Source organism: Streptomyces sp. NPDC008001, from assembly GCF_042958085.1.
GTDB lineage: Bacteria > Actinomycetota > Actinomycetes > Streptomycetales > Streptomycetaceae > Streptomyces.
In genome coordinates this window covers 58,069-74,735 of sequence record NZ_JBIBIZ010000014.1, presented here as the reverse complement: position 1 = coordinate 74,735, position 16,667 = coordinate 58,069, and the positions used below count along the sequence as shown (strand labels likewise).

18 protein-coding genes are annotated in these 16,667 nt (G+C 70.7%); 12 read left to right on the top strand and 6 right to left on the bottom strand.

Annotated elements, in window-relative coordinates:
- Positions 1-47: 47 nt before the first annotated feature.
- Positions 48-923 (bottom strand): hypothetical protein, encoded by an 876-nt coding sequence (locus ACFZCD_RS31755; protein WP_391836514.1) that lies wholly within the window; start codon positions 921-923, stop codon positions 48-50.
- Positions 924-1,110: 187 nt separating this feature from the next.
- On the opposite strand from ACFZCD_RS31755, the gene ACFZCD_RS31750 reads away from it, so the two are divergent.
- Entirely contained in the window at positions 1,111-2,304 is a 1,194-nt protein-coding gene (locus tag ACFZCD_RS31750; protein ID WP_391836513.1) for an RtcB family protein, read from the top strand.
- A gap of 6 nt (positions 2,305-2,310) precedes the next feature.
- Here the strand turns inward: ACFZCD_RS31750 and ACFZCD_RS31745 are convergent, their stop codons facing one another.
- From ACFZCD_RS31745 to ACFZCD_RS31730, 4 genes are all read right to left on the bottom strand, one after another.
- Positions 2,311-3,114 (bottom strand): LAGLIDADG family homing endonuclease, encoded by an 804-nt coding sequence (locus ACFZCD_RS31745; protein WP_391836512.1) that lies wholly within the window; start codon positions 3,112-3,114, stop codon positions 2,311-2,313.
- A gap of 92 nt (positions 3,115-3,206) precedes the next feature.
- Positions 3,207-3,602: a VOC family protein gene (locus ACFZCD_RS31740; protein WP_391836511.1), complete on the bottom strand. Its 396-nt coding sequence runs from the start codon at positions 3,600-3,602 to the stop codon at positions 3,207-3,209.
- 11 nt (positions 3,603-3,613) lie between these two features.
- On the bottom strand, positions 3,614-4,357 hold the full coding sequence (locus tag ACFZCD_RS31735; protein ID WP_391836510.1) for an SDR family NAD(P)-dependent oxidoreductase: 744 nt from the start codon (positions 4,355-4,357) through the stop codon (positions 3,614-3,616).
- A gap of 76 nt (positions 4,358-4,433) precedes the next feature.
- The gene (locus ACFZCD_RS31730) at positions 4,434-4,775 is read right to left on the bottom strand and encodes a YnfA family protein (protein WP_391836509.1); all 342 of its coding nucleotides are present in this window, start codon (positions 4,773-4,775) and stop codon (positions 4,434-4,436) included.
- 521 nt (positions 4,776-5,296) lie between these two features.
- On the opposite strand from ACFZCD_RS31730, the gene ACFZCD_RS31725 reads away from it, so the two are divergent.
- The 3 genes from ACFZCD_RS31725 (at position 5,297) to ACFZCD_RS31715 (ending at position 7,216) form a co-directional block, all read left to right on the top strand.
- Positions 5,297-5,680, top strand: a complete 384-nt coding sequence (locus ACFZCD_RS31725) for an STAS domain-containing protein (RefSeq protein WP_391836508.1) — start codon at positions 5,297-5,299, stop codon at positions 5,678-5,680.
- 86 nt (positions 5,681-5,766) lie between these two features.
- Entirely contained in the window at positions 5,767-6,495 is a 729-nt protein-coding gene (locus tag ACFZCD_RS31720; RefSeq protein WP_391836539.1) for a GAF domain-containing protein, read from the top strand.
- Positions 6,488-7,216, top strand: a complete 729-nt coding sequence (locus tag ACFZCD_RS31715; RefSeq protein WP_391836507.1) for an ANTAR domain-containing protein — start codon at positions 6,488-6,490, stop codon at positions 7,214-7,216. The genes ACFZCD_RS31720 and ACFZCD_RS31715 overlap by 8 nt, the downstream gene beginning before the upstream one ends.
- Positions 7,217-7,281: 65 nt before the next feature.
- Here the strand turns inward: ACFZCD_RS31715 and ACFZCD_RS31710 are convergent, their stop codons facing one another.
- Complete coding sequence (locus tag ACFZCD_RS31710; protein ID WP_391836506.1) at positions 7,282-7,899, bottom strand: hypothetical protein; 618 nt, start codon at positions 7,897-7,899, stop codon at positions 7,282-7,284.
- A 129-nt stretch (positions 7,900-8,028) separates the two neighbouring features.
- Between ACFZCD_RS31710 and hemL the strand changes: the two genes are divergently transcribed.
- The 8 genes from hemL to ACFZCD_RS31670 all read left to right on the top strand — a co-directional run bounded on the left by hemL (position 8,029) and on the right by ACFZCD_RS31670 (position 16,666).
- Positions 8,029-9,363, top strand: a complete 1,335-nt coding sequence (gene hemL, locus ACFZCD_RS31705) for a glutamate-1-semialdehyde 2,1-aminomutase (protein ID WP_391836505.1) — start codon at positions 8,029-8,031, stop codon at positions 9,361-9,363.
- Between the two features lie 65 nt (positions 9,364-9,428).
- Complete coding sequence (locus ACFZCD_RS31700; RefSeq protein WP_391836538.1) at positions 9,429-10,076, top strand: histidine phosphatase family protein; 648 nt, start codon at positions 9,429-9,431, stop codon at positions 10,074-10,076.
- Positions 10,077-10,312: 236 nt separating this feature from the next.
- A complete protein-coding gene (locus ACFZCD_RS31695) occupies positions 10,313-11,524 on the top strand; it encodes a hypothetical protein (protein ID WP_391836504.1) in 1,212 nt (403 codons plus the stop codon).
- A gap of 86 nt (positions 11,525-11,610) precedes the next feature.
- Positions 11,611-12,234: a TlpA family protein disulfide reductase gene (locus ACFZCD_RS31690; RefSeq protein WP_391836503.1), complete on the top strand. Its 624-nt coding sequence runs from the start codon at positions 11,611-11,613 to the stop codon at positions 12,232-12,234.
- 49 nt (positions 12,235-12,283) lie between these two features.
- Complete coding sequence (locus tag ACFZCD_RS31685; RefSeq protein ID WP_391836537.1) at positions 12,284-13,021, top strand: cytochrome c biogenesis CcdA family protein; 738 nt, start codon at positions 12,284-12,286, stop codon at positions 13,019-13,021.
- A gap of 4 nt (positions 13,022-13,025) precedes the next feature.
- Positions 13,026-14,870 carry a cytochrome c biogenesis protein ResB gene (locus ACFZCD_RS31680; RefSeq protein ID WP_391836502.1) on the top strand — a complete coding sequence of 615 codons (1,845 nt, stop codon included), beginning with the start codon at positions 13,026-13,028 and terminating at the stop codon, positions 14,868-14,870.
- The gene (ccsB, locus tag ACFZCD_RS31675; RefSeq protein WP_391836536.1) at positions 14,870-16,033 is read left to right on the top strand and encodes a c-type cytochrome biogenesis protein CcsB; all 1,164 of its coding nucleotides are present in this window, start codon (positions 14,870-14,872) and stop codon (positions 16,031-16,033) included. Before ACFZCD_RS31680 ends, ccsB begins: the two co-directional genes overlap by 1 nt.
- Before the next feature lie 81 nt (positions 16,034-16,114).
- Positions 16,115-16,666 carry an SRPBCC domain-containing protein gene (locus ACFZCD_RS31670; protein WP_391836501.1) on the top strand — a complete coding sequence of 184 codons (552 nt, stop codon included), beginning with the start codon at positions 16,115-16,117 and terminating at the stop codon, positions 16,664-16,666.
- The last annotated feature ends 1 nt before the right edge of the window (position 16,667 follow it).

The window sequence follows — 16,667 nt, the reverse complement described above, 5'->3', positions numbered from 1 at the left end:
GCGGGCCGGGGGCCGCATTGCGGGGTTACTCGCCGGGCCGGGTCGGGCTAATTGCCGAAGTTCTTCGCCTCGAGCTCGCGGGCCAGGGACTGGGCCTTCCCCTGGAGGTCCTCGCTGGCGGGCACGTGCAGCTTGTCGACCGACCACTGGTCGTAGGCGATCGTCACGATCACGTTCGCGGCCCGGAAGACGATGTTGATGTCACGGTGCACCCCCGAACCCGAATCGACCAGCTTGTCGTCGATGAAGGCGTCGTCGCCGAGATCGTCCAGGACGCGCGGCGCGAGCGAGGCCCCGCCGGCCGGGGAGCCGGAGGCGGACGGCGCGCCCGTACGCGACGCGGACGGGGACGGCGAACCGCTCGCCGCGCCGCCCTGCGGGTGCGGGCCGGAGCTCGCGCCCTTCGAGGCGCCGGCGGAGGCCGAGGACCCGGCGGGCGCGGACGGCGCCGAGGGGGAGGCCGAGGAGACCGGGATGTGGGCGGCGGCCGCCTGCCGGGCGTAGAGCTGCTCGGCGCGCTGCTCGTCGCTGACGCCCGGCTGGTACGACACGACGCGCTCGAAGTCGACCGCCAGGTGCCGGGTGCCCTGCGGGGTCTCCAGCTTCCAGCGGCAGCCGACGCGGCGGTCGGTGTCGTAGGTGATGGCGGCCTGGCCGTCGTAGAGCTTCGCCGTGTCGCGGCCGTCCTCGTCGTCGCCCGTGGCGGGCAGGAGCCGGTGCAGGGTCTCGCGGTTCACGTAGCCGCAGGGCTCGGGGAGGCTGTGGTACTTGCCGGGCTGGGCGGCCGGGGCGGTGGAGCCCGCGCGGCCCGGCTTGGAGTCGTCGCCGCCGTCGGCGCCGGCCCCGCCGCTGCAGGCGCCGAGCACCGTGGCGAGCAGGGCGGCGGCCAGTGCGGCGGCCGGTGCGTGAGCCCTTCGCTGCACTGTCCGTGGCTCCTTCCACCGGCTGCGGGCCGCATCCCGCGCCGGAAAACGTGTTGCCGCCTCGGAGGCGGCGGCTGGACAGTATGTCTACCGCACGTGCCGCCGCGTCTGCCGGTTCGCTGTCGCGAATCATGAGATATGTCCGGCTTTTGCGTTATCTTGCTTTTACGGGGTTATGAGGAAAGTCATGTCCTACACCGAGGTGCCCGGCGCCCGGGTTCCGATCCGCATGTGGACCGATCCGGCCACGGTCGAAGACGTCGCCATGCAGCAGCTGCGCAACGTCTCCACCCTGCCATGGATCAAGGGACTCGCCGTCATGCCGGACGTCCACTTCGGCAAGGGGGCGACGGTCGGCTCGGTGATCGCCATGCAGGGGGCCGTGTGCCCGGCGGCGGTCGGCGTCGACATCGGCTGCGGCATGTCCGCGGTGAAGACCTCACTGACGGCGAACGACCTGCCCGGCGACCTCTCCCGGCTGCGGTCGAAGATCGAGGAGGCCATTCCGGTCGGCTTCTCCATGCACGACGACCCGGTGGACCCGCGACGGCTGCACGGGCTGCCGACGGCGGGGTGGGACGACTTCTGGGGGCGGTTTCAGGGGATCGCTGAGGCGGTCAAATACCGCCAGGGGCGCGCACTCAAGCAAATGGGAACACTTGGCTCGGGCAACCACTTTTGGGAACTTTGCCTTGATTCGGACAATTCGGTCTGGGTGATGCTTCACTCCGGTTCCCGGAACATCGGTAAGGAACTGGCCGAGTACCACATCGGGGAGGCTCGCAAGCTGCCCCACAACCAGGGGCTGGTCGACCGTGACCTCGCGGTCTTCGTCGCGGACACTCCGCAGATGGCGGCCTACCGAAATGATCTTTTCTGGGCGCAGGAGTACGCGCGCCACAACCGGGAGATCATGATGGCGCTTTCCCAGGACGTGCTGCGCCGGGAGTTCAAGAAGGCGAAGGTGACTTTCGGCGAGGTCATCTCCTGCCACCACAACTACGTGGCCGAGGAGCAGTACGAGGGCATGGACCTGCTGGTCACCCGCAAGGGCGCGATCCGCGCGGGCGGCGGCGAGTACGGCATCATCCCGGGCTCGATGGGCACCGGCTCGTACATCGTCCGCGGCCTGGGCAACGCGGACTCGTTCAACTCCGCCTCGCACGGCGCCGGCCGCCGGATGAGCCGCAACCAGGCGAAGAAGCGATTCTCCGAGCGGGACCTCGCGGACCAGACGCAGGGCGTCGAGTGCCGCAAGGACCGTGGCGTGGTCGACGAGATCCCGGCCGCGTACAAGCCGATCGAGCAGGTCATGGACCAGCAGCGGGATCTCGTCGAGGTGGTTGCGAAGCTCAAGCAGGTCGTCTGCGTGAAGGGCTGAGCGCCGTCAGCGGGGCAGGGGGAGCTGGCCTTGGCGCAGGCGCCAGCGACGGACTTGGCAGGAACTCTGGGACCTGCCGAGCTGCTCCGCTGCCTGGGCTAGGGAGGGAGCGTCCAGCAGGATCCGGTCCTCCAACTGGGTCCAGCTGCGGCGCGGCCGGGGTGGGCCCATGTGCGCCGGGCGCACCCAGGCGGCTGCCTCGGTCGCTGCCTGACGTTTGCGCTCCAGTGCCAGGCAGCCCGGGTAGTAGAGGTGGTCTGCCAGCGCCGCGCCGTTTTCTCGCATGTACATGATGTTGTACGCGCGATCGCGCACGTTCCGGCTTGTCGTTTTCGGGATGCCGAGCGTCAGCTTGGTGTAGTGGCACAGGTAGGTGGCGATCGCCGTGCTGGTCGTGCTGAGGCTGACGAAGGGGAGCTGCTGGGCCGTGAAGCCCACCGCGCCGTCGGCGTCGATGATTCCGCGGAGGTAGTCCCTGCGTGAGAACGGGACGCGCGGTGGCGTGATCCTGGTGGACTTCTTGCCGTACGGGAGCCCGAGCTCCACCAGACGGTCTCTGGCCTCCTGGGCATAGACGGACCAGATCGCCGACCGGTGGTTCTCCGAGAAGTTCGTTGTGCGGGTGCGTACTCGGATCGTGCTGTTGTAAGGGCACAGTTCCTGGAAGGCCTGGAGTAAGCCGATGTCGCGGTGGCTGATCTCGACGGTCAGCGATCCTCTTTGCCGGGTGTCCGCGTGCATGTGCCCGTCGGCCTGCAGAAAGCCGAACATGTACGCATGGCGCGGATCTTCGAGGTCCATGAAGGTCATGGGCCGATCGTGTGACGCCGCTGCCGGGCCGGGGGCCGGAACAGCAGGGCGTCACACGAACTGGTGAGCGCTCGGTGGATGTGGAGCGCCGGCTAGCCCTGTACGTCCTGCGGGTACCAGCGCAGTTCCACCGTGTTGCCGTCCGGGTCGAGGACGTAGAGGGACTGGCCGTCGCCTCGGGCGCCGTAGCGTTCGTCGGGGCCGTCGGTGACGGTGAAGGTGCCGGAGTCGACGACGGTCTGCCAGTCGAGGGGTTCGACGACGAGGCAGATGTGGTCGACGTTGGAGGCGGCCGTGTCGCCGCGGTCGCGCTCCACCAGGTCGATGATCGTGGTGGGGGAGACGCGGACCGACGGGAAGGGCGCCCGGCCCGCGCGCCACTCGTCCACGCGGACGGGGTCGAGGCCGAGGGGGCCGGTGTAGAAGGCGAGCGACCGCTCGACGTCGGCGACGTTGAGGACGAGATGGTCGAAGGCGATGACGCGCATGGGGATGTTCCTCAGCTCTCTCGGTGAACCTTGTAGTTGCTGGCCTGGGCGCGGGGGCGGACGACGAGGAGGTCGACGTTCACGTGCGGGGGGCGGGTGACCGCCCAGCCGATGGTGTCGGCGACGTCCTCGGCGGTGAGGGGTTCGGCGACGCCCGCGTAGACGGCGTCGGCCTTGGCGCGGTCGCCGCGGAAGCGGGTGAGGGCGAATTCGTCGGTGCGGACCATGCCGGGGGCGATCTCGATGACGCGGACGGGCTGTCCGCACAGCTCCAGGCGGAGGGTCTCGGCGACGGCGTGGGCGCCGTGCTTGGCGGCGGCGTAGCCGCTGCCGCCTTCGTAGGTGCCGAGGGCCGCGGTGGAGGAGAGGATCAGGACCGTGCCGTCGCCGCTGGCGGTGAGGGCGGGGAGCAGGGCCTGGGTCATGTGGAGCACGCCGAGGACGTTGACCTCGTACATGGTGCGCCAGTCGGCGGGGTCGGCGGTGGCGACGGGGTCGGCGCCGTGGGCGCCGCCGGCGTTGTTGATGAGGACGTCGACGCGGTCGAGGGTGGCGGCGAAGGCGTCGACGGCGGCGCGGTCGGTGACGTCGAGGGCGTGGGCGCGGGCGCCGGGGAGCTCTTTGGCGAGGGCTTCGATGCGGTCGGCGCGGCGGGCGGTGAGGACGACGCGGTAGCCCTCGGCGGCGAGCCGGCGGGCGGTGGCGGCGCCGATGCCGCTGCTCGCGCCGGTGATGACGGCGGTGCGGGTGCTCATGGTGGTGGTGCCTCCTGGGCGCGGCGCGGTGCGCTTGCTGCGTCGGGTGCTGGTGGGTGGTCCCGGTGCAGGATATTCAGCGTTCGCGTGGCACGTACATGATGATCGCCACGCCGATGAGGCAGACGAGGGCGCCGAGGACGTCGTAGCGGTCGGGCCGGTAGCCGTCGGCGGCCATGCCCCAGGCGAGGGAGCCGGCGACGAAGATGCCGCCGTAGGCGGCGAGGATGCGGCCGAAGTGGGCGTCGGGCTGGAGGGTGGCGACGAAGCCGTAGGCGCCGAGGGCGACGATGCCGGTGCCGATCCAGAGCCAGCCGGGTGCCCGGTGCTCGCGTGCGCCCTGCCAGATCAGCCAGGCGCCGCCGATTTCGAGGAGGGCGGCGAGGACGAAGAGGGCGATGGAGCGGGCGATCAGCATGGGACGCACGTTACGGGGCGGTGGCGGGCTTGGGGTGGCGGGTGCGGGGGTGCCCGGTGGTGCCCGGGTGTGCCCGGTGGTGCGGGCTGAGCCGGCCGGTGACCCGCCCTCCCCTGGCGAGAGCACCGGCCGGTCCGTCTGCCAACTCGGAGCGACCGGCGGGGCGGGAGGCATCCGGCGCGTCCGAGGGAGACTGCGGCCGGGGGCCAGGGCCACGCCAGCACCATAGGGCGCGGGCGGATTCCCGGGAAGGTGGCGGAGGCGCATCTTCCGGGGAGGCGCAGGGTCTCGGCCAGGCGGACCGGTGGCGGCTATAAGCCGTTTGATTGAAGCACTGGCTACGGCGTTCCGGGCCGGTTCCGGCGGATTCCCTGCTCTTCGGGGGTTTGAAGGCTCTGTTGTCCGTGGCGGTGTCCTGGGCGGCGTAAGTTCTGCATGGCTGCCCTGGACCTCGGCGGCGGTGGTGCGGCGAAGCGGTGGCTTTCGCACTGACCTGACCGTCCGAGCAGGGGGAATCAGCCGTGGCGTGCGCGGAGTGGGAAGCCCGGATCCGGGTGGTGGGCCGGTGGGGCGTGCTGGAGCTCGCCGGGGAGATCGACGTTGCGGCCGTGCCGTCGCTGGAGGAGCTGCTTCTGCAGCTGGTGGCGCTGGGCAAACCCGTCGTCGTCATCGATCTGCGCGAGGTGGGGTTCTTCGATTGCTCCGTGCTGGGGGCGCTCTTCCGGGCCCGGTCCGGAGTGCTTGCCTCCGGGGGTCGTTTCGCGGTGCTGTGCGTCCGGCCGTGGGCGCTGAAGGTCATGCACATGGCCGAGCTGCTGGACGACTTCCGGCCCGTCGCCACCCTGGCCGACCTGGCTGATCTTGATGCCCTCGACAATGGTCGCCGGAAGGGTTCCAGGGCGTAGGGTGAAGTCGACGGGCCGCTCGCCCAGGAGTGGCGCCGCGGATCGGCCCCGGGGAGCGGGTGTCAGCTGTGACGACCAGCTCGGCCATGGCCCGGATGCTGCGGGATCTTTCGTCGCGGTCGGGTCCTGGCTTGATCACGGGGGATCCTTCGGAGTGTGCTCGGATCCTGGGTGTGGACGGGGTGGCGGTTTCCCTCGTCACGGACGGGGTGCTGAGCGAGCTCGTGTGGTCCTCGCCGGGAGTGAGCGAGCGGCTTGAGGACGAGCAGTTCACGCTCGGTGAAGGCCCGGGTGTGGATGCGGTCGGCTCCTGCGCGGTGATCGTCGAGCCGGATGTCGCGCTGGTCCGCCCGGGCCGGTGGCCCGCGCTGCTGCCGGCGTTGTCGGGGCTGGGCGTGGGCGCTCTTTTCTGTTTCCCCCTGCGGATCGGTGGGGTGTGCCTGGGCGTGCTGACCGCGCAGCGGGCGTCGGCCGGTCCGCTGTCGGCCGTCGCCATGGACGACGCCCTGATCCTGTCGGCGGCGGTGACCGCCGTGGTGCTGGACGGCGGGCAGGGGACGGAGCGGTTCGCCGTGGGTGAGGGCGGTGCTCAGTTGCACCGGGCGGCGGTCCATCAGGCGAGCGGGATGATCAGCGTCCAGGCCGCGGTGACCGTGGCTCAGGCGCTGGTGCTGTTGCGTGCTCATGCTTACCGGTTCGGGGTTCCGCTGCTGCAGGCGGCGGAGGACGTCGTTGCCCGCCGTTTGCGTTTCGATCACATTGGTGATGGCGGGTCCGGCCCGTCGTCCGCGAGAAGGGATGATGGCCATGGCTAGCCAGCAACGCACGCTGGAGATCCTGGTCGAGGCCGTGGATTCGCTGATCGATGACTTCGATCTGATCGATTTCCTGCACCGGCTCACCGTCCGCTGCGTGGAGCTCCTCGACATCGATGCCGCCGGCGTGATGCTCATCGACCCTTACGGTGAGCTGCAGGTCATCGCCGCTTCGGACGAGCACACGCGGTTGCTGGAGCTGTTCGCCCTGCAGCATGCGCAGGGCCCTTGCGTGGAGTGCTACCGGAGCGGGCGGGCGCAGCTGGACATCGACCTGGAGTCGGCGGAGGCCACGGCGGAGTTCGGGCCTTTCGCGGCGCGTGCCCGGATGGCCGGTTTCCGTACGACGCATGCCGTGCCCATGCGGTTGCGTCATCAGATCATCGGTGCTCTGAACCTGTTCCATTCCCGTTCGGGCAAGGTGTCCGAGCTCGATGCCCGGCTGGCGCAGGCGCTGGCGGACGTGGCCACGATCGCGATCCTTCAGCAGCGCACCATCGAGCAGGGCAACATCGACAAGGCTCAGCTGCAGGCCGCGCTGCACAGCCGGGTGGTGATCGAGCAGGCCAAGGGAGTGCTGGCGGAGCGGTGGCAGGTCAGCCTCGACGAGGCGTTCGAGAGCTTGCGGAGCTATGCGCGTCCGCGTCAGATGCGGCTGGCGGACCTGGCGCGGCAGGTGGTGCAGGGCTCTCTGGACACCTCTGAGCTCGAACGGCACTGATCCGGGGCCGGTGGGCGGATCGCTCACGGGTGCCGGGTGCCGGTGCCGGGGCCGTGCCGGGCCGGTCAGGGCCAGACGAGGCAGTACGGCTGGTGGCCGTTTTCGTGGAGGCGGTGGGAGAAGTCCTGCCATTCGCGCAGGAGCTGGTAGACGCCGAAGGCGTCGCGGGGGCCGCCGCGGTCGGGGACGGTGGACCAGATGAAGGCGGCGGCGCCCACGGATTCCTCGCCGATGCCGCGCAGGGGGTCGACGACGGTCATGGGCAGTTTGACGACGGCGTAGTCGGGGTGGAGGACGACCAGCTCGAGCGGGGGGACCTTGTGCAGGGGTATGCCTTCGATGCCCGTGAGCACCATGGCGGCCACGGTCTCGGGTTTGATCCGGGTGAACATGCCGCCCATGCCGAGCTCGTCTCCGCCGAGCTCTTCGGGGCGCATGGAGATGGGGACGTTGGCCGCGGCCGCGCTGCTGGGTGCCCCGAAGTACTTGTAGGTCACCCCCACGCGGCCACTCCTGTTTCCTGTGCTGTTCGTGTTGCTCGTGCTGCCGGCGTTGTCCGTGCCGTCCGTGAGGTGTTCCTCGCGCCGGTCGCGCCGGCCCCTGTGGCGCCCCCTGCGGGACTGCCGGGCGCGCTCGGGGCCCAGGTCACCGGTGCCCTCACCCAGTCCGCCACCGCGCTGCATATCTCCACCTGACCGCTTTTTCCTACGCAGCACTGCCCCCGCCGCGCAACCCGATCATCGTCTCAGAGACCTCCCCCGTGCACAGCGTGCGAAACGCCCGGAGCGGACTCGTGGCGAGGCTCTGAGACCATGGCTAGCGTGAGCTACCCATACCCCATGCATGCGCCAGTCTCGCAGACGCTATTCGACCGTGCCGCCGTCGTGACGCCCGGTGGTGTGAACTCCCCGGTCCGGGCCTTCCGGGCCGTGGGTGGTACGCCCCGGTTCATGGTGTCCGGTACCGGTCCGTACCTCACCGATGCCGACGGCCGGGAGTACGTCGACCTCGTGTGTTCGTGGGGGCCGATGATCCTCGGGCACGCGCATCCCGAGGTGATCGCGGCCGTCCAGGAGGCGGTGGCCCGGGGGACGTCCTTCGGTACGCCGGGCGAGGGCGAGGTCGCGCTGGCCGAGGAGATCGTGGCGCGGATCGAGCCGGTGGAGCAGGTGCGCCTGGTGTCGTCGGGGACCGAGGCGACGATGTCGGCGATCCGGCTGGCGCGCGGGTTCACCGGCCGGGCCAAGGTGATCAAGTTCGCGGGCTGCTACCACGGTCACGTGGACGCGCTGCTGGCCGCGGCGGGTTCGGGGGTGGCGACGTTCGGGCTGCCGGACACGCCGGGTGTGACGGGTGCGCAGGCCGGGGACACCATCGTGCTGCCGTACAACGATCTGGAGGCGGTGCACGAGGCGTTCCACGCGAACCCGGGCGAGATCGCCTGTGTGATCACGGAGGCGTCGCCGGGCAACATGGGCGTGGTGCCGCCGCTGCCGGGCTTCAACCAGGGTCTGAAGGACGCGTGCGCCAAGAACGGCGCGCTGTTCATCTCGGACGAGGTGATGACGGGTTTCCGCACGTCGAAGGCGGGCTGGTACGGCGTCGACGGTGTGAAGCCGGACCTGATGACGTTCGGCAAGGTGATGGGCGGCGGCTTCCCGGCGGCGGCGTTCGGCGGCCGGGCCGATGTGATGGCGCACCTGGCGCCGGCGGGCCCGGTGTACCAGGCGGGCACGCTGTCGGGGAACCCGGTGGCGACGGCGGCGGGTCTCGCGCAGCTGCGGCTGCTGGACGACGCGGCGTACGAGAAGGTCGACGCGGTGTCCGCGGAGATCGCCGGCCTGGTGAGCGCGGCGCTGAGCGAGCAGGGCGTGGCGCACCGCCTGCAGACGGCGAGCAACATGTTCTCGGTGTTCTTCACCGGGCGTGAGGTGCGGAACTACGACGACGCCCGGGCGCAGGAGTCGTTCCGCTTCAACGCCTTCTTCCATTCGATGCTGTCGCAGGGCGTGTACCTGCCGCCGTCGGCGTTCGAGTCGTGGTTCGTGTCGACCGCGCACGACGCGGCGGCGATCGAGCGGATCGCGGCGGCGCTGCCGGCGGCGGCGCGGGCGGCGGCCGCGGCGACCGAGGAGGGGGCCAAGTGAGCCCGGAGAAGAACGCGGAGAAGGACGCGGGGAAGAAGCGGGACGAGATCACCGTGGTGCACCTGATGCGCCACGGCGAGGTGCACAACCCGGACGGCGTGCTCTACGGCCGCCGGGCCGGCTATCACCTGTCGGACCTGGGCCGGCGGATGGCGGACCGGGTGGCGGAGCACCTGGCGGGGCGGGACATCACCCATGTGGTGGCCTCGCCGCTGGAGCGGGCGCAGGAGACGGCCACGCCGATCGCGAAGACGCACGGGCTGGACCTGGCGACGGACGAGCGGCTGATCGAGGCGGCGAACGTCTTCGAGGGCAAGACGTTCGGGGTCGGTGACGGCGCGCTGAAGAAGCCGGCCAACTGGAAGTACCTGACGAATCCTTTCCGCCCGTCGTGGGGGGAGCCGTACGTCGAGCAGGTCGTGCGGATGATGGGGGCGCTGGACGCGGCGAAGGACGCGGCGCGCGGTCACGAGGCGGTGTGCGTGAGCCACCAGCTGCCGATCTGGATCGTGCGGAGCTTCGTGGAGCGGCGGCGGCTGTGGCACGACCCGCGGAAGCGCGAGTGCACCCTGGCGAGCCTGACGACGTTCACCTATAGGGGGGACAAAATCGTATCGGTGGGGTACAGCGAGCCGGCCCGTGATCTGGTGCCGGCGCATCTCCTGGCGGGGGCCAAGCCGGTGAAGGGCGGGGCCAAGGCGTTCGGCGCCTGAAGTCCGTCCGGCCGCCGGTCAGCGGCCTTTTCCGGGGGCCGTCCGGCTCCCCGGCCGTGGGCCGTCCGGGGCGCGGGGTTGCTCCGTAAGACGGCCCCGGCTGCGTAAATGCGGGGGAACTCCGTAAAGGCGGGGGAAACTGCGCAACCGCCGTACTCGGCGCGCCCTCTCACGCAATGTCGTTTTATATGGACGACATACGGCGTGGGGGTACGGCGAGTACGGACGGAGTCGACATGCGCGACATCAGCCGGCGAGGTCTCCTCGGATGGGGCGTGGGAGCGGCCGCGGCGCTGGGCGGCGTCGCGGGCTGCGCGTCCACGGCGGTCTCCGAACGGCCGAGCGGTCCGGCGGCGAAGGCCGTGGAGCGGGCCAAGGCGAGGCCGATCGGGGACGGTTCGACCGCCGATGCCGGGCCGCAGCCCAATCAGCCCCCGGAGCCCGAGCGGCTGGAGCCGGGGCAGAAGCCGCCGCAGTTCGTGATCTTCTCGTGGGACGGGGCGGGCGAGGTCGGCAACGGGCTCTTCCCGCGCTTCCGGAAGCTGGCGCAGGATCACAACGCGCGGATGACGTTCTTCCTGTCGGGGCTGTACCTGCTGCCGGAGTCGAAGCGGCACCGGTACAAGCCGCCGAACAACCCGGTCGGCGCCTCCGACATCGGCTACCTCACCGACGAGCACGTCCGGGCGACGCTGGAGAACGTGCGGGAGGCGTGGCTGGAGGGGCACGAGATCGGCACGCACTTCAACGGCCACTTCTGTTCGGGTGAGGGGTCGGTCGGGAAGTGGGAGGGGGAGGACTGGGAGTCGGAGATCGAGCAGGCGGTCTCCTTCGTCACGGAGTGGCGGACGAACACCGGGTTCACCGATCTGGAGCCGCTGCCGTTCGACTACCGCAAGGAGCTCGTGGGCGCCCGGACGCCGTGTCTGCTGGGGCAGGACAATCTCCTGCCGACGGCCGCGAAGCTGGGCTGGCGCTACGACGCGAGCTCTCCGGGCGGTACGCAGGTGTGGCCGTCGAAGAAGCACGGTCTGTGGGATCTCCCGCTGCAGCAGATTCCCTTTCCCGGGCATTCGTTCGAAGTCCTGTCGATGGACTACAACATCCTCGCCAATCAGTCGAAGAACACCACGCGCGGCCCGTCGGTCCACTATCCGGAGTGGCGGCAGCAGGCCACGGACGCCTATATCGCGGGATTCGAGCGGGCGTACGAGACGAATAGGGCGCCGTTCTTCATCGGCAACCACTTCGAGGAGTGGAACGGGGGGATTTATATGGATGCGGTGGAGGAAGCTCTGAAACGCATCGCCGACGATCGGTACAAGGATGTGCGGCTGGTCTCCTTCCGGCAGTTCACGGACTGGCTGGACGTCCAGGATCCGGCCGTGCTGCGCGGCCTGCGGCGGCTGGAGGTCGGCGAGAAGTGGCACGCCGGGGTGGGCGGCTGAGCCGGCCCGGGGCCGCCCGCTGACCGGCGGCCGGTCCCGCAGGGGGGCGCGGAAGATCCCTAAACGGACCATGCGAAACTTTTCACATGAGTGCCTGCCGCGCCTTTCGACGCCCCGGACCACGCCGGCGTATCACCATGCCGGCCATCCTCGCCGCCGCCGCGGCCCTGTCCCTGACCGCCTGCGGCTCGGGCGACAACCCCAAGAGCGGCGGCCAGACGCAGTTCGTGCAGGGCACGGGCGGTGTGAGCGTCGTCAGCGACAAGAGCGGGCGGCAGGACGCGCCCGACCTCTCCGGCAAGACGCTGGAGGGCAAGGAACTCGACATCGCCAAGGACTACAAGGGCAAGATCGTCGTCCTTAACGTCTGGGGCTCGTGGTGCTCGCCGTGCCGCGCCGAGGCCAAGAACCTCGTCAACGTCGCCAACGACTACAAGGACAAGGGCGTCCAGTTCGTCGGGCTCAACACCCGCGACTCCGACCCCGCCCCGGCGATCAAGTTCGAGAAGGAGTTCGAGGTCCCGTACCCGAGCCTCTACGACTCCGCCGGCAAGCTCCTGCTGCGCTTCCCCGCCGGCAGCCTCAACCCGCAGTCCATTCCCTCCACCGTCTTCATCGACCGCGACGGGAAGATCGCCGCGCGGGCGATCAAGGCGCTGACCGAGGAAGAGCTGCGCAAGACGCTCGACCCCCTGGTCGCGGAGAAGTGACCCGGTGACCCCCGCCACCTCCGCCGCCGTCACGGTCGCCGTCGGCGAGATGAACCAGACGGTGCTCTCCGGGGCGCTGCTGCTGGCCCTGCCCGTCGCCCTGTTCGGCGGGCTGGTCTCGTTCTTCTCGCCCTGCGTGCTGCCGCTCGTGCCGGGCTACCTCTCCTACGTGACCGGGGTCAGCGGGGCGGACCTGGCCGAGTCCCGCAAGGGCCGGATGCTCGCCGGGTCCACCCTCTTCGTGCTCGGCTTCACCTTCGTCTTCGTCTCCATGGGCACGCTCTTCGGCTGGGTCGGCCGGGCGCTGCTGGTCCACCAGGAGACGATCACCAAGGTGATGGGGGTCCTCACCATCGCGATGGGCCTCGCCTTCATGGGGCTGCTGAACAGATTCGGGCAGCGCGAGTTCCGCTTCCACACCCGGCCCACGATGGGCCTGCTGGGGGCGCCGCTGCTGGGCGCGCTCTTCGGGCTCGGCTGGGCGCCGTGCATCGGCCCGACGCTCGCGTCCGTGCTCTCCCTCTCCTCGACCCAGGCCAGCGCCGGCCGCGGGGCGCTGCTGACCGTCGCCTACTGCCTGGGCCTCGGCCTGCCGTTCATCCTGACCGCGGTGGCCTTCCGGCGCGCGCTCGGCGCGTTCGGCTGGGTCAAGCGGCACTATGCATGGGTCATGCGGGCCGGCGGGCTGATGCTGGTCGCGGTCGGCGTGCTCCTCGTCACGGGGGTGTGGGACAGCCTCATCCGCGAACTGCAGACGTGGTCCAACTCCTTCGTCCCCGAGGTCTGATCAGATGGGCAACACCAACGGCTCCCCGGGAGCCACCGCCGAGACCGCCAACGAGACCGAGGCCGGGACCGTGACCGCACCCGGGGCGGAGGCCGAGTCCGACGCCGATGCCGCATCGGCCGCGACCGCCGGCTCCGCGATGTCGACGGCCCCCCGCGACGACTCCGCCGCGGGCCAGGCCGTGCCCGGCTCCTTCGGCGGCGTCCGCAAGCCCGGGGCGCTCGGCGCGGTGGCCTGGGCCGCCCGCGAGACCCTCGGCTGGGCCCGCTGGTTCTGGCGGCAGCTGACCTCGATGCGGGTCGCCCTGATCCTGCTCTTCCTGCTCTCCCTCGCCACCATCCCCGGCTCCCTCGTTCCGCAGACCAGCGTGGACGCGGTCAAGGCCGAGGGGTGGCGCAAGTCCCACGAGACGCTCGGGCCGCTCTACGACAAGCTCGGCCTCTTCCACGTCTACAGCTCGGTGTGGTTCTCCGCGATCTACATCCTGCTGTTCACGTCCCTCGTCGGCTGCATCATCCCGCGCACCTGGCAGTTCGTGGGCCAGCTCCGCGGCCGCCCCCCGGCCGCCCCACGCAACCTCCGCCGGCTGCCCGCCCACACCACGTGGCGCACCGATGCCGAGCCCGAGCAGGTCCTCGCCGCGGCCCGGGTGCTGCTGAAGAAGCGGCGCTTCCGCACCGAGGCGGGCGGCGACTCCGTCGCCTCCGAGAAGGGCTACCTGCGCGAGGCCGGCAACCTCGTCTTCCACATCGCGCTGATCGTGCTGCTCCTGGCCTTCGCCTCCGGGCAGCTGTGGAAGTCCGAGGGCCAGAAGCTGATCGTCGAGGGCGACGGCTTCGCCAACACGCTCGTCCAGTACGACGACTTCAAGTCCGGCTCGCTCTTCAAGGCCGGCGACCTCAAGCCCTTCAGCTTCTACCTCGACGACTTCGAGGCCACCTACGAGCGCACCGGCCCGCAGCGCGGCACCCCCCGCACCTACGAGGCCCACGTCACGTACCACGAGGGCGCCGACGGGCCCGGCCGCAAGGCCACGGTCAAGGTCAACGAGCCGCTGGAGACCTCCGGCTCGAAGGTCTACCTGATCGGCCACGGCTACGCGCCGGTCGTCACCGTCCGCGACGGGCAGGGCGACGTCGCCTTCCGCGGCGGCATCCCGTCCCTGCCGATCGACAACAACATCACCGAGTCGACCGTCCTCAAGGTCGGCGACTACCGCGACAAGGACGGCAAGAAGGACCAGATCGGCTTCAAGGGAAACTTCGTACCGACCCTGGACCTGAAGACCGGCACGATGCTGTCCCAGTTCCCCGGCCTGGACAATCCGCGGCTCGTCCTCACCGCCTACCACGGCAGCCTCGGCACCGACAGCGGCACGCCGCAGAACGTCTACCAGCTCGACGTGTCCAAGATGAAGCAGTTCCAGGACAAGGACGGCAACCCCTTCGCACAGGCCCTCAAGGTCGGCGACACCATGGCGCTGCCCGACGGCGGCACCCTGAAGTTCGAGGGCATCAAGCCCTGGGCCACCTTCCAGATCTCCCAGCAGCCCGGCAACGCCACCGCCCTCGCCGGCGCCGTCGCGGCCCTCCTCGGCGTGGCCGGCTCCCTGTTCATCCAGCGCCGCCGCGTCTGGGTGCGGGCCGTCCGGGACGCCGGCGGGCACACCGTCGTCGAGCTGGCCGGCCTCGGCCGCAGCGAGTCCGCCCGCCTTCCCGAGGAGCTCGCCGACCTCGCCGTCGCCCTGCAGTCCGACGCCCCGCCCGTGACCGCCACGGACGCCCCCGACCCCGCGGAGTCCGCCGAGTCCGCGGATCCCTCCGCAGCATCCGAAGGAGCGCGCGCGTGATCGCCATCGCTGCCGCAGCCAACGAGAACCTGGCGCACATCAGCAACGTGCTGATCTATTCGGCCATGGCCGTCTACACCCTGGCCTTCCTCGCCCACATCGCGGAGTGGGTGTTCGGCAGCCGCAGCGCCGTCGGCCGCACCGCCGCCGCGATCACCACCGAGGCGGGCACCGCCCGCGGCACGGCCGGCGGGGCGAGCGCCCAGGCCGCCCAGGGCGGCGGCAGCACCGCCGTCCTGGAGCGCCCCAAGGTCGTCACCCGCTCCGCCGCGGGCCGCCGCGACGTGCCCGACGGCCCCGGCGCCGCCGGCACCAGCGAGAAGGGCGACGTCTACGGCCGCATCGCCGTCTCGCTGACCGTGCTGTCCTTCCTGCTCCACGCGGGCTCGGTGCTCACCCGGGCGCTGTCCGTGCAGCGGGCCCCCTGGGGCAACATGTACGAGTTCTCCACGACCTTCGGCATGACGGTCGTCGGCGTCTACCTCGGCCTGCTGGCCTTCAAGAAGAACGTGCGCTGGCTCGGCCTGCCGCTGACCACCACGATCCTCCTCGACCTCGGCCTCGCCGTCTCCGTGCTCTACACCGAGAGCGACCAGCTGGTCCCGGCCCTCCACTCGTACTGGCTGTGGATCCACGTCTCCACCGCGATCCTGTGCGGTGCCGCGTTCTGGGTCGGTGCCTGCTCCACCCTGCTCTTCCTCTTCCGCGACGGCTACGAGGCCCGCCTCGTCGAGGGCCGCACCGGCGCCGGCCTGCGCCGCTACCTGGACGAGCTGCCGCAGGACCGCAAGTACGCCCGCTTCAAGGCCAAGCTCGCGCTGCGCACCGACAACCCCATGTCGCGCCTGCCCGCCGCCGCCACCCTCGACAAGCTGGGCTACCGCATCAACGCCACGGTCTTCCCACTGTGGACCTTCACGATCATCGCCGGCGCCATCTGGGCCGAGGCCGCCTGGGGCCGCTACTGGGGCTGGGACCCCAAGGAGGTCTGGTCCTTCATCACCTGGGTCGCCTACGCCTGCTTCCTGCACGCCCGCGCCACCGCCGGCTGGAAGGGCCGCAAGGCCGCCTACATCGCCCTGGCCGCCTTCGGCTGCTACATCTTCAACTACTACGGCGTGAACATCTTCGTCACCGGCAAGCACTCGTACGCCGGAGTCTGACCGCCGCGCAGCCCCTCGTACGGCCCGTTTCCCGCGCTTCCCGGAGCGCGGGAGGCGGGCCGTGGTGGTAGAGCTGGGGGTATGGAGATCCCCTCCCTCTACGGGAAGTCCGAGCCGCGGGGTGAGGACAGCCACCTCCTGCGCTACGAGCTGTCGCTGCCCCACCCCGTGCCCGAGGTGTGGGTGGCCGTCGCCACGCCCGAGGGCCTGCCGACGTGGCTGGCGGCCGCCGAGCCGTTCGAGCAGCGGGAGGGCGGGGCCATCACCCTGCGCTGGCAGAACACCGACGCCGCCGGGCACGCCACCGTCGCGCCCGGCCGGGTCACCGCCTGGAAGCCGCAGCGGCTCGCCGAGTACACCGTGGAGATCCACGGCCGGATCCGCTTCGAGCTGGAGCCGGCCCCGGCCGGCGTCGGCGGCACCCTGCTGCACTTCACCAACGAGTTCACCGGCCCCGACACCGTCCGCCTGGACTGCCTCGCGGGCTGGCACCACCACTTCGAGTACCTGCTGGAGGCCCTCGCCGGCCGGCCGGCGGACTGGTCGGGGTGGACCCTCGAACGGTGGCGGAAGCTCCGCGCGGAGTACGAGCTGCGCGGCACCGGCGACCCCGGCGCGCCGCCGGCGGGCTGAG